At 74.9% G+C, this 13,896-nt stretch carries 15 protein-coding genes; 9 read left to right on the forward strand and 6 right to left on the reverse strand.

Annotation, left to right across the window (positions count from 1 at the left end; translation table 11 throughout):
* Positions 1–79: 79 nt before the first annotated feature.
* Positions 80–2,725 (reverse strand): polynucleotide kinase-phosphatase, encoded by a 2,646-nt coding sequence (locus GXB85_RS16280; RefSeq protein WP_161918720.1) that lies wholly within the window; start codon positions 2,723–2,725, stop codon positions 80–82.
* Positions 2,722–4,176 carry a 3' terminal RNA ribose 2'-O-methyltransferase Hen1 gene (locus tag GXB85_RS16285; RefSeq protein WP_161918721.1) on the reverse strand — a complete coding sequence of 485 codons (1,455 nt, stop codon included), beginning with the start codon at positions 4,174–4,176 and terminating at the stop codon, positions 2,722–2,724. The genes GXB85_RS16280 and GXB85_RS16285 overlap by 4 nt, the downstream gene beginning before the upstream one ends.
* Before the next feature lie 120 nt (positions 4,177–4,296).
* Between GXB85_RS16285 and GXB85_RS16290 the strand changes: the two genes are divergently transcribed.
* The 6 genes from GXB85_RS16290 (at position 4,297) to GXB85_RS16315 (ending at position 10,111) form a co-directional block, all read left to right on the forward strand.
* Positions 4,297–5,316, forward strand: a complete 1,020-nt coding sequence (locus GXB85_RS16290) for a DNA glycosylase AlkZ-like family protein (protein WP_161918722.1) — start codon at positions 4,297–4,299, stop codon at positions 5,314–5,316.
* A 75-nt stretch (positions 5,317–5,391) separates the two neighbouring features.
* On the forward strand, positions 5,392–6,420 hold the full coding sequence (locus tag GXB85_RS16295; RefSeq protein WP_202628082.1) for a hypothetical protein: 1,029 nt from the start codon (positions 5,392–5,394) through the stop codon (positions 6,418–6,420).
* A gap of 181 nt (positions 6,421–6,601) precedes the next feature.
* Positions 6,602–7,189 carry a TetR/AcrR family transcriptional regulator gene (locus GXB85_RS16300; protein ID WP_370524299.1) on the forward strand — a complete coding sequence of 196 codons (588 nt, stop codon included), beginning with the start codon at positions 6,602–6,604 and terminating at the stop codon, positions 7,187–7,189.
* 16 nt (positions 7,190–7,205) lie between these two features.
* Positions 7,206–8,387: an SGNH/GDSL hydrolase family protein gene (locus tag GXB85_RS16305; RefSeq protein ID WP_161918724.1), complete on the forward strand. Its 1,182-nt coding sequence runs from the start codon at positions 7,206–7,208 to the stop codon at positions 8,385–8,387.
* Positions 8,388–8,441: 54 nt separating this feature from the next.
* Complete coding sequence (manD, locus tag GXB85_RS16310; RefSeq protein WP_161918725.1) at positions 8,442–9,680, forward strand: D-mannonate dehydratase ManD; 1,239 nt, start codon at positions 8,442–8,444, stop codon at positions 9,678–9,680.
* Positions 9,681–9,718: 38 nt separating this feature from the next.
* Positions 9,719–10,111: an NYN domain-containing protein gene (locus tag GXB85_RS16315; RefSeq protein WP_161918726.1), complete on the forward strand. Its 393-nt coding sequence runs from the start codon at positions 9,719–9,721 to the stop codon at positions 10,109–10,111.
* 33 nt (positions 10,112–10,144) lie between these two features.
* Here the strand turns inward: GXB85_RS16315 and GXB85_RS16320 are convergent, their stop codons facing one another.
* On the reverse strand, positions 10,145–10,711 hold the full coding sequence (locus GXB85_RS16320; protein WP_202628083.1) for a TetR/AcrR family transcriptional regulator: 567 nt from the start codon (positions 10,709–10,711) through the stop codon (positions 10,145–10,147).
* A 126-nt stretch (positions 10,712–10,837) separates the two neighbouring features.
* On the opposite strand from GXB85_RS16320, the gene GXB85_RS16325 reads away from it, so the two are divergent.
* The 3 genes from GXB85_RS16325 (at position 10,838) to arr (ending at position 12,608) form a co-directional block, all read left to right on the forward strand.
* A complete protein-coding gene (locus GXB85_RS16325) occupies positions 10,838–11,362 on the forward strand; it encodes a VOC family protein (protein WP_161918727.1) in 525 nt (174 codons plus the stop codon).
* A gap of 91 nt (positions 11,363–11,453) precedes the next feature.
* Positions 11,454–12,104 carry a bifunctional 2-polyprenyl-6-hydroxyphenol methylase/3-demethylubiquinol 3-O-methyltransferase UbiG gene (locus tag GXB85_RS16330; protein WP_161918728.1) on the forward strand — a complete coding sequence of 217 codons (651 nt, stop codon included), beginning with the start codon at positions 11,454–11,456 and terminating at the stop codon, positions 12,102–12,104.
* A gap of 66 nt (positions 12,105–12,170) precedes the next feature.
* Entirely contained in the window at positions 12,171–12,608 is a 438-nt protein-coding gene (arr, locus tag GXB85_RS16335; RefSeq protein WP_161918733.1) for an NAD(+)--rifampin ADP-ribosyltransferase, read from the forward strand.
* Between the two features lie 12 nt (positions 12,609–12,620).
* On the opposite strand, the gene GXB85_RS16340 is transcribed toward arr, so the two are convergent.
* Genes GXB85_RS16340 through GXB85_RS16350 form a run of 3 tightly spaced genes read right to left on the reverse strand, consistent with a single transcriptional unit; the run spans position 12,621 to position 13,872 of the window.
* Complete coding sequence (locus GXB85_RS16340; RefSeq protein ID WP_161918729.1) at positions 12,621–13,286, reverse strand: DsbA family protein; 666 nt, start codon at positions 13,284–13,286, stop codon at positions 12,621–12,623.
* A 24-nt stretch (positions 13,287–13,310) separates the two neighbouring features.
* Positions 13,311–13,613, reverse strand: a complete 303-nt coding sequence (locus GXB85_RS16345; RefSeq protein ID WP_161918730.1) for a hypothetical protein — start codon at positions 13,611–13,613, stop codon at positions 13,311–13,313.
* A 1-nt stretch (position 13,614) separates the two neighbouring features.
* Positions 13,615–13,872, reverse strand: coding sequence for a hypothetical protein (locus GXB85_RS16350; RefSeq protein ID WP_161918731.1), 258 nt, complete (start codon positions 13,870–13,872; stop codon positions 13,615–13,617).
* Positions 13,873–13,896: the final 24 nt, after the last annotated feature.

Consider the following 13,896-nt stretch of genomic DNA (forward strand, 5'->3'; position numbering starts at 1 on the left):
GTGCGTTCCGCCTGGTCGGGCGGCCGCGGCGCCGGGCCGTCTCGTCGTGCGCCGGCCCCGGGCTGCGTCCGCGCGACGGTCACAGCCGCGGGTCGACCGGCTCCGACTCGAGGGCGAGCACAGCGAACACCGCCTCGTGCACGCGCCACAGGGGCTCGCCGGCCGCGACACGGTGCAGGGCCTCGATCCCGAGCGCGTACTCCCGCAGGGCGAGCCCGCGCTTGCGGCCCAGGTTGCGCTGCCGCAGACGCTCGAGGTTCGCGGGCTCGGTGTAGTCCGGGCCGTAGATGATCCGCAGGTACTCCCGGCCGCGCACCTTGATGCCCGGCTGGACCACGCCGCGTCCGCGCCGCACGAGGTTCGCGAGGGGCTTGACCACCATGCCCTCGCCGCCGGCGGCCGTGAGGGCCGTCCACCACGCCGTCCCCTGCGCCACCGACGCGTCGTCGTGCAGGTCGACCACGAGCCGCTCGGTGCGCTGCAGCAGGCCCGACGCGTCGGCCTCCACCATGGCGTCGGCGAGGCCCAGGTGCCACAGGTGGTCCCGTTCCTCGAAGGTCGCGCCCACCGACCCGCCGGCGGCCAGCAGCTGGAACGGCGCGAGCCGCACGCCGTCGAGCCCGTCGGTGGGCCAGACGTACCGCCGGTAGGCGGCCGTGAACGACTCGGCGTTCGCCGCGCGCGAGCGCGTGCGGGCGAGCAGCTCGTCGACCGGGAGACCCGTGGCCTCGGCGGCCTCGAGCGCGCCGACGGCCGCGGGCAGCGAGGCGCGGGCGGCCGCCCCGACGCTCGCGTACTGCTCGCGCAGCAGCTCGCGCGCCTTGACCGACCACGGCATGAGCTCGCAGTCGAGCAGGAGCCACCCGGCCGGACCGTCCTGGCCGCCTGCGCTCTCCCACAGCCCCGTCGCGGTCGCGGCGTCCCGGACGACCTGCAGCAACGCCTCGCTGCGCGCGTCGTCGAAGAACGGACGACCGGTGCGGGTGTGCACCGCCCCCGCGACGCCGTCGGGCATGCCGAAGCGGCCGGCGGCCGTCGCCACGTCCCGGCACACGAGGACCACGGCGCGCGAGCCCATGTGCTTCTCCTCGCACACCACGCGGTCCACGCCGTCGGCGCGGTAGGCGTCGAACGCCTGGGCCGGGTGCTCGAGCAGGTCACCGTCGGGTGCCGTGGCGCACGGGCTCATCGTGGGCGGCAGGTACAGCAGCCACCGCGGGTCGATCGCGAAGCGGCTCATCACCTCGAGCGCGCCCGCCGCGTTCTCCTCGGCCACGGTGACCCGCCCGGCGAGGCCGGTCTCGACCGCGCGCCGGCCGAGCACGTCGGTCACGTCGAGCACGTCCGGGTCGCGGCGCGCGCCTTCCGGTGCGGCGGGTGCGGCCGTCGAGGTCCCGACCGCCCCGTCCGACGGCGGGAACGGTCGCGCGGGCTCGTACCAGACCTTCTCCGCGGCGACCTGGACGACCTCCTTCTCGGGGTAACGAAGGGCGGTGAGGTGACCGCCGAACACGCACCCCGTGTCGAGGCACATGGTGCCGTTGACCCACACGGGCTCGGGCGTGGGTGTGTGGCCGTAGAGGACCATCGCGCGGCCCCGGTACTCCTCCGCCCACGGCAGCCGCACGGGCAGGCCGTACTCGTCGGTCTCCCCCGTCGTGTCGCCGTAGAGGGCGAAGGAGCGTACCCGCCCCGACGCGCGGTTGTGGAACGCCTCCTTGAGGCCCGCGTGGGCCACCACGAGGGCGCCGTCGTCGAGCACGAGGTGTGCCACGAGGCCGTCGGCGAACTCGCGCACCGCGGTGCGGAACTCGGGTGGTTCGGCCTCGAGCTGCGCGAGCGTCTCCGCGAGCCCGTGCGACACCTGCACCTGGCGTCCGTCGAGCGCGCGGACGAGCTTGTTCTCGTGGTTGCCGGGAACGGCGAGCGCGTGCCCGGCCTCGACCATCCCCATCACGAGGCGCAGCACCCCGGGACTGTCCGGCCCGCGGTCCACGAGGTCGCCGACGAACACGGCACGGCGCCCCTCCGGGTGGGCGGCGTCGACCGGGCGCCCCGACGCGTCGTGCACCACGTGGTAGCCGAGCCTCGTGAGCAGGGTCTCGAGCTCGCTGCGGCAGCCGTGCACGTCGCCGATCACGTCGAACGGGCCGTGCTCGCCCCGCAGGTCCGAGCGCAGCGGGACGCGTTCGATCCGCGCGGCCTCGACCTCGTCGACCCCGCGCAGCACGTGGACGGTGCGGAAGCCCTCACGTGCGAGCCCTCGCAGCGAGCGCCGGAGCTGGTCCCGCTGCCGCCGCACGACGTGGTCCCCGAACCCGCGGTTGGGGCGCGACCGGTTGCGCTCGAGGCACACCTGCTCGGGCACGTCGAGCACGACGGCGACCGGGAGCACGTCGTGCTCGCGCGCGAGCGCCACCAGGGCCTTGCGCGCGTGCTGCTGGACGTTGGTCGCGTCGACCACGGTGAGCAGACCCGCGTCGAGGCGGTGGCCGACGATGCGGTTGAGCACGTCGAAGGCGGCCGCGGTCGCGCCCTGGTCGTCCGGGTCGTTGGACACCAGGCCCCGGCAGAAGTCCGAGCTCACCGTCTCGAACGCGCCGAAGTGGCGGGCCGCGAACGTCGACTTGCCCGAGCCCGAGACGCCCACGAGGACCACGAGCGAGAGGGCCGGGACGGCGAGCGTGCGGACGTCGTCCGTGGTCACCGACTGGTCGGCGGTCATCGCTCCCCCTCCTCGCCGTCGGCGCCGCCCCTCCGGCGCAGGACGACCATCTGCGTGGGCGGACCGACCTCGGGATCGTCCTCACCCACGGCGAAGGTCTCGACGCCGTAGCCGTGTCGTCCGGCGGCGGCGTGCGCCCACGCAACCAGCTCGGCGCGCGTCCACTCGAAGCGGTGGTCGTGGTGGCGCAGGTGACCGGCCGCGAGCTGCGGGTACCTCACGTTGTGCTCCGCGTTGGGCGTGGTGATCACGACGGTGGCCGGGGCCGCGGCGCCCAGGACGGCGCGCTCGAGGGCGCCCAGGCGCGGCGGGTCGAGGTGCTCGATCACCTCCATGAGCACGGCGGCGTCGAAGCCCGCGACGCGTGCGTCGGCGTACGTGACCGAGGACTGCACCAGGTCGATCCGCGAGCGCATCCGCTCGGGCAGCGTGTCGAGGTGCAGGCGCCGGGCCGCGGTGCGCAGGGTCCGGCTCGACACGTCCGTCCCGAGGAGCCGCTCGAACCCCTCGTCCAGCAGGAGGCTCAGCAGCTCGCCCTCGCCGCACCCCAGGTCGACGACGGTGCGTGCGCCCACCTCGCGCAGCCGCGCGAGCACGGCCTCGCGACGCAGCCGGGCGAGCGGTGCGACCTGCCTCGCCGAGGCGTCGTCGAGCAGGTCGTCGGCCTCCGCCACCGCGTGGTCGGGACCGTCCGGCACGACGTCGTCGACCTCCGCGAGCCGGGCGAGCGCCGAGTCCGCGAGGGTCCGGCGGTGGGCGAGGTAGCGGCGCGCGATCTCCTCGCGCGCGGGGTGCCCCGCGAGCCACCCACCCCCGGCTCGCACGAGCTTGTCGACCTCGTCGGCGCCGACCCAGTAGTGCTTGGCCGCGTCGAGCGTGGGCAGCAGCACGTACAGGTGGGACAGCGCGTCGGCGAGGCGCTGGGTGCCGCGCAGGCGGAGATCGACGTAGCGCGAGTCGCCCCACTCCGGCAGCGCGTCGTCGAGCGGCACCGGGACGGCCTCGACCGCCCAGCCGAGCGGGGTGAACATGCGCTCGGCCACGGCCGCCCCGCCACGGCACGGCACCGCCGGCAGGTGGACCTCGAGCGGCCAGGCGCGGTCGACGAGCTCGGGGCGGGCCTCGCACCGCCCCGCGAGGGCCGAGCGGAAGACCCTGCCCAGGGCGACGGCCAGCATCGACGACGCCGCGTAGGGGCGGTCGTTGACGTACTGCGCGAGGCTGAAGCCGGCATCGCGCTGGCCCTTGCCACGCACCAGCGCGACCGGGTCGACCTCGAGCAGCAGGGCGACCGTGCACCGCTCCTCGGTGGCCTCGGGGTAGAAGACGTGGGCGGTGCCGACCGACTGCGGGAAGGCCTGTACCCGGCCGGGGTGCTTGTGCAGCAGGAAGCCGAGGTCGCTCGCACGATCGGCGGTGGTCGAGACGGTCAGCAGCACGCGGTCGATCATGGCAGGGAGCCGGGAGGGCGTCCGGCGTTTTCCCTCGCGACGCACCCTGGTAGGCCGCCACGAGGCCCGGCTAGCGTCGTCCCCACGGGCGTGCGCCATGCGAGGGCGACGGGAGGTGCCGTGCCGGAGCCGCTGCGGGTGAGCCGTGCGCAGGTGCTCGCGTTCCGGCGCAGGGTGGGCGCGCTCGACGAACGCCTTCTGGCCGGCCCCGCATCCGTGCGCCGCGCCGCGTGGGCCGGGCTCACCGACAGCGCGCCCCGCGCTGCCGTCCTGCAGCTGCACGCGCGGGTGGCCGGGACGACGCCGTCGGCCCTCGACTCCCCCGAGCTGGTACAGGTCTGGGGACCGCGCTTCAGCACCTACGCGGTCCCGTCCCAGGACCACGCTGTGTTCACGGTGGGCCGCACACCGGTCGACGAGGCCCGACGGCGACGTGCGGCCGACCTCGCGGACGCGCTCGAGGCGTTCCTGGACGGCCGAGAGCTGCCGCTCGGTGAGCCGGCGCGCGCCATGGGCGCCCACCCGAGCATGCTGCGGTACGCGACCACCACCGGCCGGGTGCTGATCCGGTGGGACGGCGCGCGGCAGCCGACGGTCCGTGTGATCCCCGCTCCCGCGATGCCGGTCGACGACGCGCGGCTCGAGCTCGCGCGGCGCTACCTGCACGTGCTCGGACCCGGCACACCCGAGGGCCTCGGCGACTGGGCCGGCCTGCGGGCGGCCACGTACCGCCTCGCGTTCGAGGCCCTGCTCCCCGAGCTGACGCCCGTGCGTACCGACACGTGCGACGCGTGGGTGCTGACCAGCGACGTGGAGGACCTGCAGCGGGCGCCGGGGCGGGCCGCACCGGCGCGGCTGCTGCCGAGCGGTGACGCGTTCTACCTGTTCCAGGGCACGGACCGCGAGCTCGTCGTGCCCGACGAGTCGCAGCGCACGCGGCTGTGGACCTCACGGGTGTGGCCCGGCGCGGTGCTCGTCGACGGCGAGATCCGCGGGACGTGGCGGCGCGCCGAGCACAGGCTGACCATCCACGCGTGGGGAGCGCTGTCTGCTCGCCAGCGCGGCGCCGTCGAGGCCGAGGCCCGTTCCCTGCCGCTCCCGGCACCCCGCACCCCGCTCACCCCCACCTGGGAGACCTGACCCTCCCGCGGAGGATCGGAGGTCGCCGGGACCCTGGGCCCTCGCCCGCGGCCGGTCCCGGGACGACGATGAACCATGGCCCCGTCGTCGTCGGTCGAGCACCGCGGTGCGGTCGCACCGCCGCAGGAGCACGCTGCGGCGGACTCCTCCGCGGCGGACTCCTCCGCGGCGGCCGGCGACCGGAGCGAGCCCGACGTCGCCGCGGCACGCGCCTGGCTCGCCGCCGCCGCGCCGCTCGACCTGGGCCCGCTCGGCGTCGTCGCCCAGCACCAGCGCCCCGACGGCAGCTGGGGCGCCTCCGACGACGCCCGACGACGCGTGCTGCCGACCCTGTGGACGGCGTCGCTGCTGGGCGAGCTGGGCGCTGGCGACGGACCGGCCTGGCAGGCCGCGGCCGAGTTCCTGCGCACGCACGGCTCGGCCGACGACGGCGTCTTCTCGCGCACCGCGCGGCGCGACGGCGTGCTCTCGTGCTACGTGGCGATCGCGGCGACCACCTACCTGCGCGGCGGCCGGACCGACCTCGCGCGGCCGCAGGTCGAGTGGCTGCTGCGGCACCAGGACGTGTGCGAGCACGGGGTCTCGCGTCGCGGCGGGGTCGAGCGCTACGAGCCCGGGCTCGCCGTCCGCTACGGCGGCTGCCTCGCGTCGACGTCGTGCCTCATCGGCGTGGTCAAGGCCGGGTGCGCGCTCGAGCTCTGGCGGCGCACCACGTCGCAGGACGGGCCGGGTGCGCGCGAGCTCGACGCGATGCTCGCCGTCGTGCGCGAAGCCCTGCTCGAGCGCGGGCTGATGCGCACGCGCTCGGGCGGGGTGCTGCCGCTCGGCGTGCCGGCCCACCGGCCCGAGGACTGGTTGCGGCCCACGTTCCCGCTCGACTGGCGCACCGACCTCGTCGAGGTGCTCGGCCTGGTGACCCGCACGGGCCCGCCCGACACCCGCACCGCCGCGGCCCGCGCGCGCCTCGCGTCCTGGCAGCTGCCCGACGGCGGCTGGCCCCTGCTCCGCGCGTACTGGCCGCCCGGCTTCCCGCCGCTGGAACGCACCTCCGCCCGCCGCGCGAGCCGCCTGGTGACCCGGCGCGTCCTGGCGGCCCTCTCCTGACGACTCACCCCGCGAGTTCGCACCGGCGCACCGAGTTCGCACCGGCCCGCGTGCGAACTCGGTGCGCGAGTGCGAACTGGGGATAGGACGGGGACCTGGCCCCACCCGACACCTCCACGCATTTCCTATGGGGTGTAGGCTGCAGCCGACGATTGATAGGGCGACGTGTCGGGAGGGTGCCGTGGGACGGGCGGGGCTGACGACGGCGCGGGTCGTGGCGGCGGGCGAGGAGCTCGCCGATCGGATCGGGTTCCGGGCCGTCACGATCGCGGCGCTCGCGCGCGAGCTGGGCGTGCGGCCGGCGAGCCTCTACGTGCACGTGCGCGATCTCGACGACCTGCGCGTGCGCATCGCCCTCGGCGCCCTCACGGAGCTGGCCGACCGCGCGGCGCACCGGATGGCCGGCCTCGCCGGTCGCGACGCGTTGACCGCCCTCGCGACCGCCTACCGGGAGTTCGCACGCGAGCACCCGGGCCGGTACGCGTCGATGCGTCACCCGCTGAGCACCGAGGTCGCACGCGCCAGCGCCGGCCCCCGCCACACGGAGCTCACCGCCGCCGTCCTCCGCGGCTACGGCCTCCCGCCGGCCGAGGTCCCGCACGCCGTCCGCACCGTCGGCGCCCTGATCCACGGCTTCGTCGACCTCGAGGCGAGCGGTTCGTTCGGCCACAGCTCACCGGCGGGCGAGCAGAGCTGGACCCGCGCTCTCGAGGCGCTCGACGCCGCGCTCACCCACTGGCCCGCGACGCCGTCGGCCGCGAACCCCTGACCCGAGGAGACCTTCCATGACCACCCACACCCGCGAGGCCGCTCGACTCGCCGAGCTCGTGCGCGGCGCCGTCGAGCTCGAGCACGGGCCCGACGGCGTTCGTGCGCACCGCCTTCCCGCATGGGCGCGTGCGCAGACCACCGACCCCCTGCTGCAGGCGGCGCAGTCCCAGCCGGCGGGCGTCCGTCTGACGTTCGCCAGCGAGGCGACCGTCGTCGAGCTCGACGCGCACGCGACACGCGTCGGCTACCGCGGCGCACCCCTGCGCCCGGCCGGCGTGTTCGAGCTGGCCGTGGACGGCGCCGTCGTCGGCCGCGCGAGCCTCACCGAGGCGACGGTGGTCATGACGGACCTCGCCACGGGTGCGGTCACCGCCGAGCCCGCCGGCGCGAGCACCCTGCGCTTCAACGGCCTGGCGCCCGGCACCAAGCGTGTCGACGTGTGGCTGCCCCACAACGAGACGGTCGAGCTGGTCGCCCTGCGCACCGACGCACCGGTCGAGCCGTGGCCCACGACGGCGCCCGTGTGGCTGCACCACGGCAGCTCGATCAGCCAGGGCTCGAACGCCGTGCACCCCAGCGGGACGTGGCCCGCGGTCGCCGCGACCCTGGCCGGTGCGGACCTGCTGAACCTCGGGTTCGGCGGCAGCGCGATGGTCGACCAGCTGGTCGCCCGCACCATCCGCGACCTCCCGGCCGACGCGATCAGCCTCAAGCTCGGCATCAACGTGGTCAACGCCGACGCGATGCGCGTGCGCGCGTTCGAGAGCGCGGTGCACGGGTTCCTCGACACGGTGCGCGACGGCCACCCCACCACGCCGCTGCTGCTCGTCTCGCCCGTGCTCTGCCCCATCCACGAGCACACCCCGGGCCCGGGGGCGTTCGACGAGGCCGCCCTCGCGCAGGGCCGGATCGGGTTCCGCGCGACGGGCGACCCGGCCGAGGTCGCGGCCGGCAGGCTGACCCTCACGGTGATCCGGGACGTGCTCGCACGGGTCGTCGAAGCACGCCGCGCGGACGACCCGCACCTGCACCACCTCGACGGCCGCGAGCTCTACGGCGAGGGCGACGCGCAGGCGCACCCCCTCCCGGACGACCTGCACCCCGACCCGGCGACCCACCGCCTCATGGGCACCCGGTTCGCCGAGCTCGCCCTGCTCCCGGACTCCCCCGTCCCCCTCGTCCGAACCGGCGGCTGACCGGCCGGCCCTCCCTCGCTGCGTAGGCTCGGCGGCACCCGACCGAGGAGAACCATGCAGATCGTCGCCGCCGACGTCGTCGTCACGAGCCCCGACCGCAACTTCGTCACGCTCCGCGTCACCACCGAGGACGGCCTCACGGGCCTGGGTGACGCGACCCTCAACGGCCGTGAGCTCGCCGTCGTCGCCTACCTGCGCGAGCACGTGGTGCCGCTGCTCATCGGGATCGACGCCCACCGCATCGAGGACACGTGGCAGTTCCTGTACCGCGGGGCCTACTGGCGTCGCGGCCCGGTGACGATGGCCGCGATCGCCGCGGTGGACATGGCGTTGTGGGACCTCAAGGGCAAGGCCGCGGGCATGCCCGTCTACCAGCTCCTCGGCGGAGCCTCGCGGACCGGCCTGCTCGCGTACGGCCACGCGTCCGGCAAGGAGCTGCCCGAGCTCTTCGACTCGATCCGCTCGCACCAGGAGCAGGGCTACCGCGCGATCCGCGTGCAGACCGGCGTGCCGGGCCTCAAGAGCATCTACGGCATCGCGTCGAACGCGACGTTCGAGGGCAACAGCGGCGTGCGCTACGACCACGAGCCGGCCCAGCGCGGCGCCCGTCCCACCGAGGAGGACTGGGACACGCGCTCGTACCTGCGGCACGTGCCGACGGTGTTCGAGGCGGTGCGGAACGAGTTCGGCCCCGAGATCCCGCTGCTGCACGACGGCCACCACCGGATGACGCCCATCCAGGCCGCGCGGCTCGCGAAGTCGCTCGAGCCCTACGACCTGTTCTGGCTCGAGGACATCACCCCGGCCGAGAACCAGGAGGCGCTACGTCTGGTGCGTCAGCACTCGACCACCCCGCTCGCGATCGGGGAGATCTTCAACACGGTCTGGGACTTCCAGCAGATCATCCGCGAGCAGCTCATCGACTACGTGCGCGCCGCCTCGACCCACTTCGGCGGAATCACCCCGCTGCGCAAGGTCATGGACTACGCCGCGCAGTACCAGATCAAGTCCGGCTTCCACGGCCCCACCGACATCTCGCCCGTGGGGCTCGCCGCTCAGATGCACGTGGGGCTCGCGATCCACAACTTCGGCATCCAGGAGTACATGAAGCACGGCGCCCGCACCGACGAGGTGTTCCGCCAGACGTTCACCTTCACCGACGGCCTGCTGCACCCTGGCGACGCCCCAGGTCTGGGCGTCGAGCTCGACCTCGACGAGGCGGCGCGGTACCCCTACGAGCAGGCCTACCTGCCGTACAACCGCCTCGCCGACGGAACGGTCCACGACTGGTAACCCCCACCCCACCACCCGCGGGGTGGGAGGGTCGGGGGGTGCGGGTGCTGGTGGTGGACGGGGCGAACGTGGTGGGCGCGCGGCCGGACGGGTGGTGGCGCGACCGGGCCGGTGCTGCGGAGCGGCTCGTGGCCGCGATCGCCGCCGCCCGGACCGCCGGGGTCGCACCCGAGCTGCTCGGTGGCCGCGTGGTCGTGGTGCTCGAGGGACGCGCGTCGGCCGCGGACATCGCCGCGCACGGCGACGTCGTCGAGGTGGTGCGGGCGCCGCGTGACGGCGACGCGACCATCGTCGCGCTGGTCCCGACCTACGCGCCCGACGACGTCCTCGTGGTCACCTCGGACCGCGAGCTGCGCCGCCGCGTTGAGGCCCTGGGCGCCACGACGGTCGGCGCCGCCCACCTCCGCGACACCCTCGACCGCCCCACGTGAGCCCCCCCTGGCCCCTGCCTCTTCCGGTGGAGGTCAGAAGGGCGGGCGCAGACCCGCGACCACCAGGTCGATCACGCGACGCACCTGGGCGTCCCACTGCGCGCCGTCGGGCACCATCCACACGGCCGAGATCGCGATCATGACGTCTTCTGAGTCGACGTCGGCCCGCACGCTCCCCTCGGCCTTGCCCGCGTCGAGCAGCACCGCGAGCGCCCGGCGGATCCGCTCGCGCGTCTCGGAGAACAGCGGGGAGTCCGAGCCGACGGCGTTGCGGAGCGTGGGCGCGAGGCCGCGCTTGGTCGCGGCGTAGCGGACGAAGTGCTCGGCCCACTCGCGCAACGCGTCGAGCGCGGGGCGGCCGTCGAGCAGCGCGGGGGCCGCTTCGCAGAGCTCTTCGACCTCGTGCCGGTACACGGCCTCGACGAGCGCGTCGCGATTCGGGAAGTGGCGGTAGAGCGTGCCGATGCCCACGCCGGCCTGCTCCGCGATCGTCTCGAGGGGGACCTCGACGTCGCGCAGCAGCGCCTCGGTCGCGACGGCGACGAGCTTGTCGCGGTTGCGCCGGGCATCGGCCCGCAGCGGTTTGGTGGACGCGATCACAGGTATCCCTTGATAAACGGAGCATCCTCCGCTTAGAGTCGTGATCTCAGGAAAGCGGAGGAACCTCCGCTCAGCCTACGCGGATCCGCCGTCGGCGTCATCCGCCCCTTCGTCGAGGAGACGTCCATGACCACCCTCACCCCGCCCCGCCGTCGCCCCTCCGGACCCCGCCCCACCACTGGGGTCCATGCACTGACGAGCGCCGCTCCGCAGCCGCGGCCACCGCACGCCCTGCCGGCCCGCATGCGACCCGCCGAGCCCACCCCACGCACGACGCCCACGGGCGCCGTCGGGCCCGCCAGCACCGCGTTCGCCGGCCTGACCTACGACGCGTTCGACGCCCTGGGCGCCGCCTCCTTCTGGGCTGCGGCGCTGCGCGTGGACGTGCAGGCGGGTGCGACCTCGGCCCGCGCCGAGCTCGCACCCTCGGCAGACGCCGGCCTGCCGGCGGTCGTCTTCCGACAGGTCACCGAGGGCCGCCCGCTCGCCACGCCGCTCCACCTGCGGCTCACGACCACCGACCTAGAGGCCGAGTCGCGGCGCCTCGAGCACCTGGGCGCCCGCCGCCTCGGCACGGCCACCGACCGCACGCTGCGCACGCGCACGTTCGCGGACCCGGAGGGCAACGCGTTCGACCTGGTCGCCGCCTGAGCGCGAGCTACCCGTTGCTGCTTCGGCAAGGAGTCTTGCCCGGCTCCCCCGGCCCCGCGCATGCTGCCGCCATGCACACGGGAGCGGCCCCATGAGCGGGCACCAGCACGGCGAGGGCGATGCCACCGAGATGTTCGAGCCCCAGGCCTGGGACGAGCGCTACGCGGGCGACGAGCAGATCTGGTCCGGTCGGCCGAACGCCCAGCTCGTCGCCGAGGCCTCCGCGCTCGAGCCGGGAACGGCCCTGGACGTGGGCTGCGGCGAGGGTGGCGACGTCATCTGGCTCGCCCGGCAGGGCTGGCACGTCACGGGGGCCGACTTCTCGGCGAACGGCCTGGCCCGGGCCGCACGGCACGCCGAGCAGTCGGGCGTCGCCGCGCAGGTCGACTGGTGGCAGGTCGACGCGCGCTCGTTCGACGCCGCCGGGCGCACCTGGGACCTGGTGACCACGCACTTCCTGCACCCGCCCGACGGCGGCATGGTCGCGGCGACCGCACGCCTCGCCACGGCCGTGGCCCCGGGCGGGCACCTGCTCGTGGTAGGGCACGCGCCGTCGGACACCTTCACCCAGCTGAGCGAGAGCCATCGCCGGGCCATGTTCGTGGCCGCGGACCTGCTCCCCGGTCTGCCGCCCGGCTTCGAGGTGCTCGTCGCCGAGGAGCGACCGCGCACCATGACGCGCGACGGCGTGACCCACGACGTGCACGACGCGACCCTCCTCGCGCGGCGCACGCCATCGTGACCGTGCTGGGATAGGGGCACGACGACGCCCAGGGAGGTCTCCGTGTCCGACGGCGAGAGCTCGCACGTGCCCGTCACCTTCGAGCACCACCAGCACGTGCCGGGCCCGTTCTTCCACGGGACGCGCCACACCTTCGACCCCGGCACCGAGCTCACCCCCGGGCAGGGCTCGAACTTCCAGGACGGGCGCGTGTCGAACCACGTCTACTTCACGGCCCGGGTGGACACGGCGGCTTGGGGCGCCGAGCTCGCGACGGCCCTCGCCGGGGAGGACGATCGCGGACGGATCTACGTGGTCGAGCCGCTCGGCCCGTTCGAGGACGACCCGAACGTGACGAACAAGCGCTTCCCGGGCAACCCCACCGCGTCCTACCGCACGCGGGACGCCCTGCGCGTCGTCGAGGAGCTCGCGACCTGGGTGGGGCACTCGCCCGACGAGATCCAGACGATGCTCGACGGCCTCGCGCGCCTGCGCGCCGAGGGCCGCGACGTCATCGAGGACTGAGCCCCGGGACGCTCAGCCCTCCGCACCCACCCGCGCGGTCCGGTCGTCGAGCACGCGCTGGAGCGCGGAGGCGAACACCTCGGGGCTCTGCGCACCCGAGACGCCGTAGCGCTCGTCCAGCACGTAGAAGGGCACCCCGCGCACGCCCAGGCCGTGGGCCGCGGCGACGTCCTGCTCGACGGCGTCCGCGTGCCGCCCCTCCTCGAGGGCCTCGCGCAGCGCGCTGCCCTCGAGTCCCACGTCCTCGCCGAGCTCGACCAGGTCGTCGACCCGCCCCACGTGCCGACCCTCCTCGAAGTGCGCCGCGAACAGCCGCTCCACGAGCTCCGCCTGCAGCCCGTGCGCCTTCGCGTGGTGCAGCGCCTGGTGCGCGAGAGCGGTGTTGGTCTGGACGGTGGTCGCGAAGTCGTAGCGCAGCCCCTCGCCCGCGCCCAGCTCCGTCATCTGCGCGTGCATCTGCCGCACCTGGTCGGCGGAGATCCCCTTGTGCTGCACGAGGAAGTCGAGCTCGCTGCCCTCGAAGTCCACCGGCGTCTCGGGCGCCAGCTGGTAGGAGTGGTACTCGACCTGCACGTCGACGCCGGTCGCCGCCACCGCCTTCTCGAAGCGGCGCTTGCCCAGGAAGCACCAGGGGCAGGCGATGTCGGACCACACGTGCACGCTCACGGGTTCACTCATGCCGAGCACAACCCGCGACGGCGCTCAGCCCTTCCCGAGCCCCGATGCCGCCGTGGTGCGCGGCGCGGGCGCGGAGGCGAGCTCTCGCCGGTGCAGAGCGCCGCCCGTCGCGGCGGCAGCACCCAGCACGATGAGCCCGAGGCCCACGTCCTGTCGCTCGGCCCGCATCTGTGCGCACGCGACGAGCGTCTCGATGTCCTGCAGCTCGGTCGGGCTCGCGGCGAACGCCGCGGGGCAGTCGAACCCCGCGAGCGGCATGGGCAGCCCGCCGATCACGAGCCCGCCCAGCATCAGCACGCCACCTGCGGCCACCAGCGCTCGGTTCATGTCAGTCCCCCTCGGTCGTGTGGACCGATCTTGGCAGGTCGGCACCCACGCGTGGGGCCGGATCGACCACCGGTCGCGAACGGATCGCGGACGTCGCGTGCCACAGGGCCGCGTAGCCGACCACGGCCCCGGCGACGGCCCCACCCGCGGCCTTGACCACGTCGGCGAGCAGCGCCTCGAGGCCGGCGCCGTCCGCGAGCGCGGGGCCCGCCGCGCCCCACGCCGCCGAGGCGGCCGCGGCGAGCAGGGCGCCGAGCACGACGACTGTCCCTTATACACATCT

Origin of the sequence: Cellulomonas sp. APG4 (genome assembly GCF_009996735.1) — a bacterium.
In the GTDB taxonomy this organism is placed as follows: domain Bacteria; phylum Actinomycetota; class Actinomycetes; order Actinomycetales; family Cellulomonadaceae; genus Actinotalea.

Excerpts from the sequence above, each read along its gene's own strand:
- GXB85_RS16280 (WP_161918720.1), bottom strand. The coding sequence starts at position 2,725 with ATGACCGCCGACCAGTCGGTGACCACGGACGACGTCCGCACGCTCGCC.
- GXB85_RS16285 (WP_161918721.1), bottom strand. The coding sequence starts at position 4,176 with ATGATCGACCGCGTGCTGCTGACCGTCTCGACCACCGCCGATCGTGCG.
- GXB85_RS16295 (WP_202628082.1), top strand. The coding sequence starts at position 5,392 with ATGGCCCCGTCGTCGTCGGTCGAGCACCGCGGTGCGGTCGCACCGCCG.
- GXB85_RS16305 (WP_161918724.1), top strand. The coding sequence starts at position 7,206 with ATGACCACCCACACCCGCGAGGCCGCTCGACTCGCCGAGCTCGTGCGC.
- manD (WP_161918725.1), top strand. The coding sequence starts at position 8,442 with ATGCAGATCGTCGCCGCCGACGTCGTCGTCACGAGCCCCGACCGCAAC.
- GXB85_RS16325 (WP_161918727.1), top strand. The coding sequence starts at position 10,838 with ATGACCACCCTCACCCCGCCCCGCCGTCGCCCCTCCGGACCCCGCCCC.
- GXB85_RS16330 (WP_161918728.1), top strand. The coding sequence starts at position 11,454 with ATGAGCGGGCACCAGCACGGCGAGGGCGATGCCACCGAGATGTTCGAG.
- GXB85_RS16340 (WP_161918729.1), bottom strand. The coding sequence starts at position 13,286 with ATGAGTGAACCCGTGAGCGTGCACGTGTGGTCCGACATCGCCTGCCCC.
- GXB85_RS16345 (WP_161918730.1), bottom strand. The coding sequence starts at position 13,613 with ATGAACCGAGCGCTGGTGGCCGCAGGTGGCGTGCTGATGCTGGGCGGG.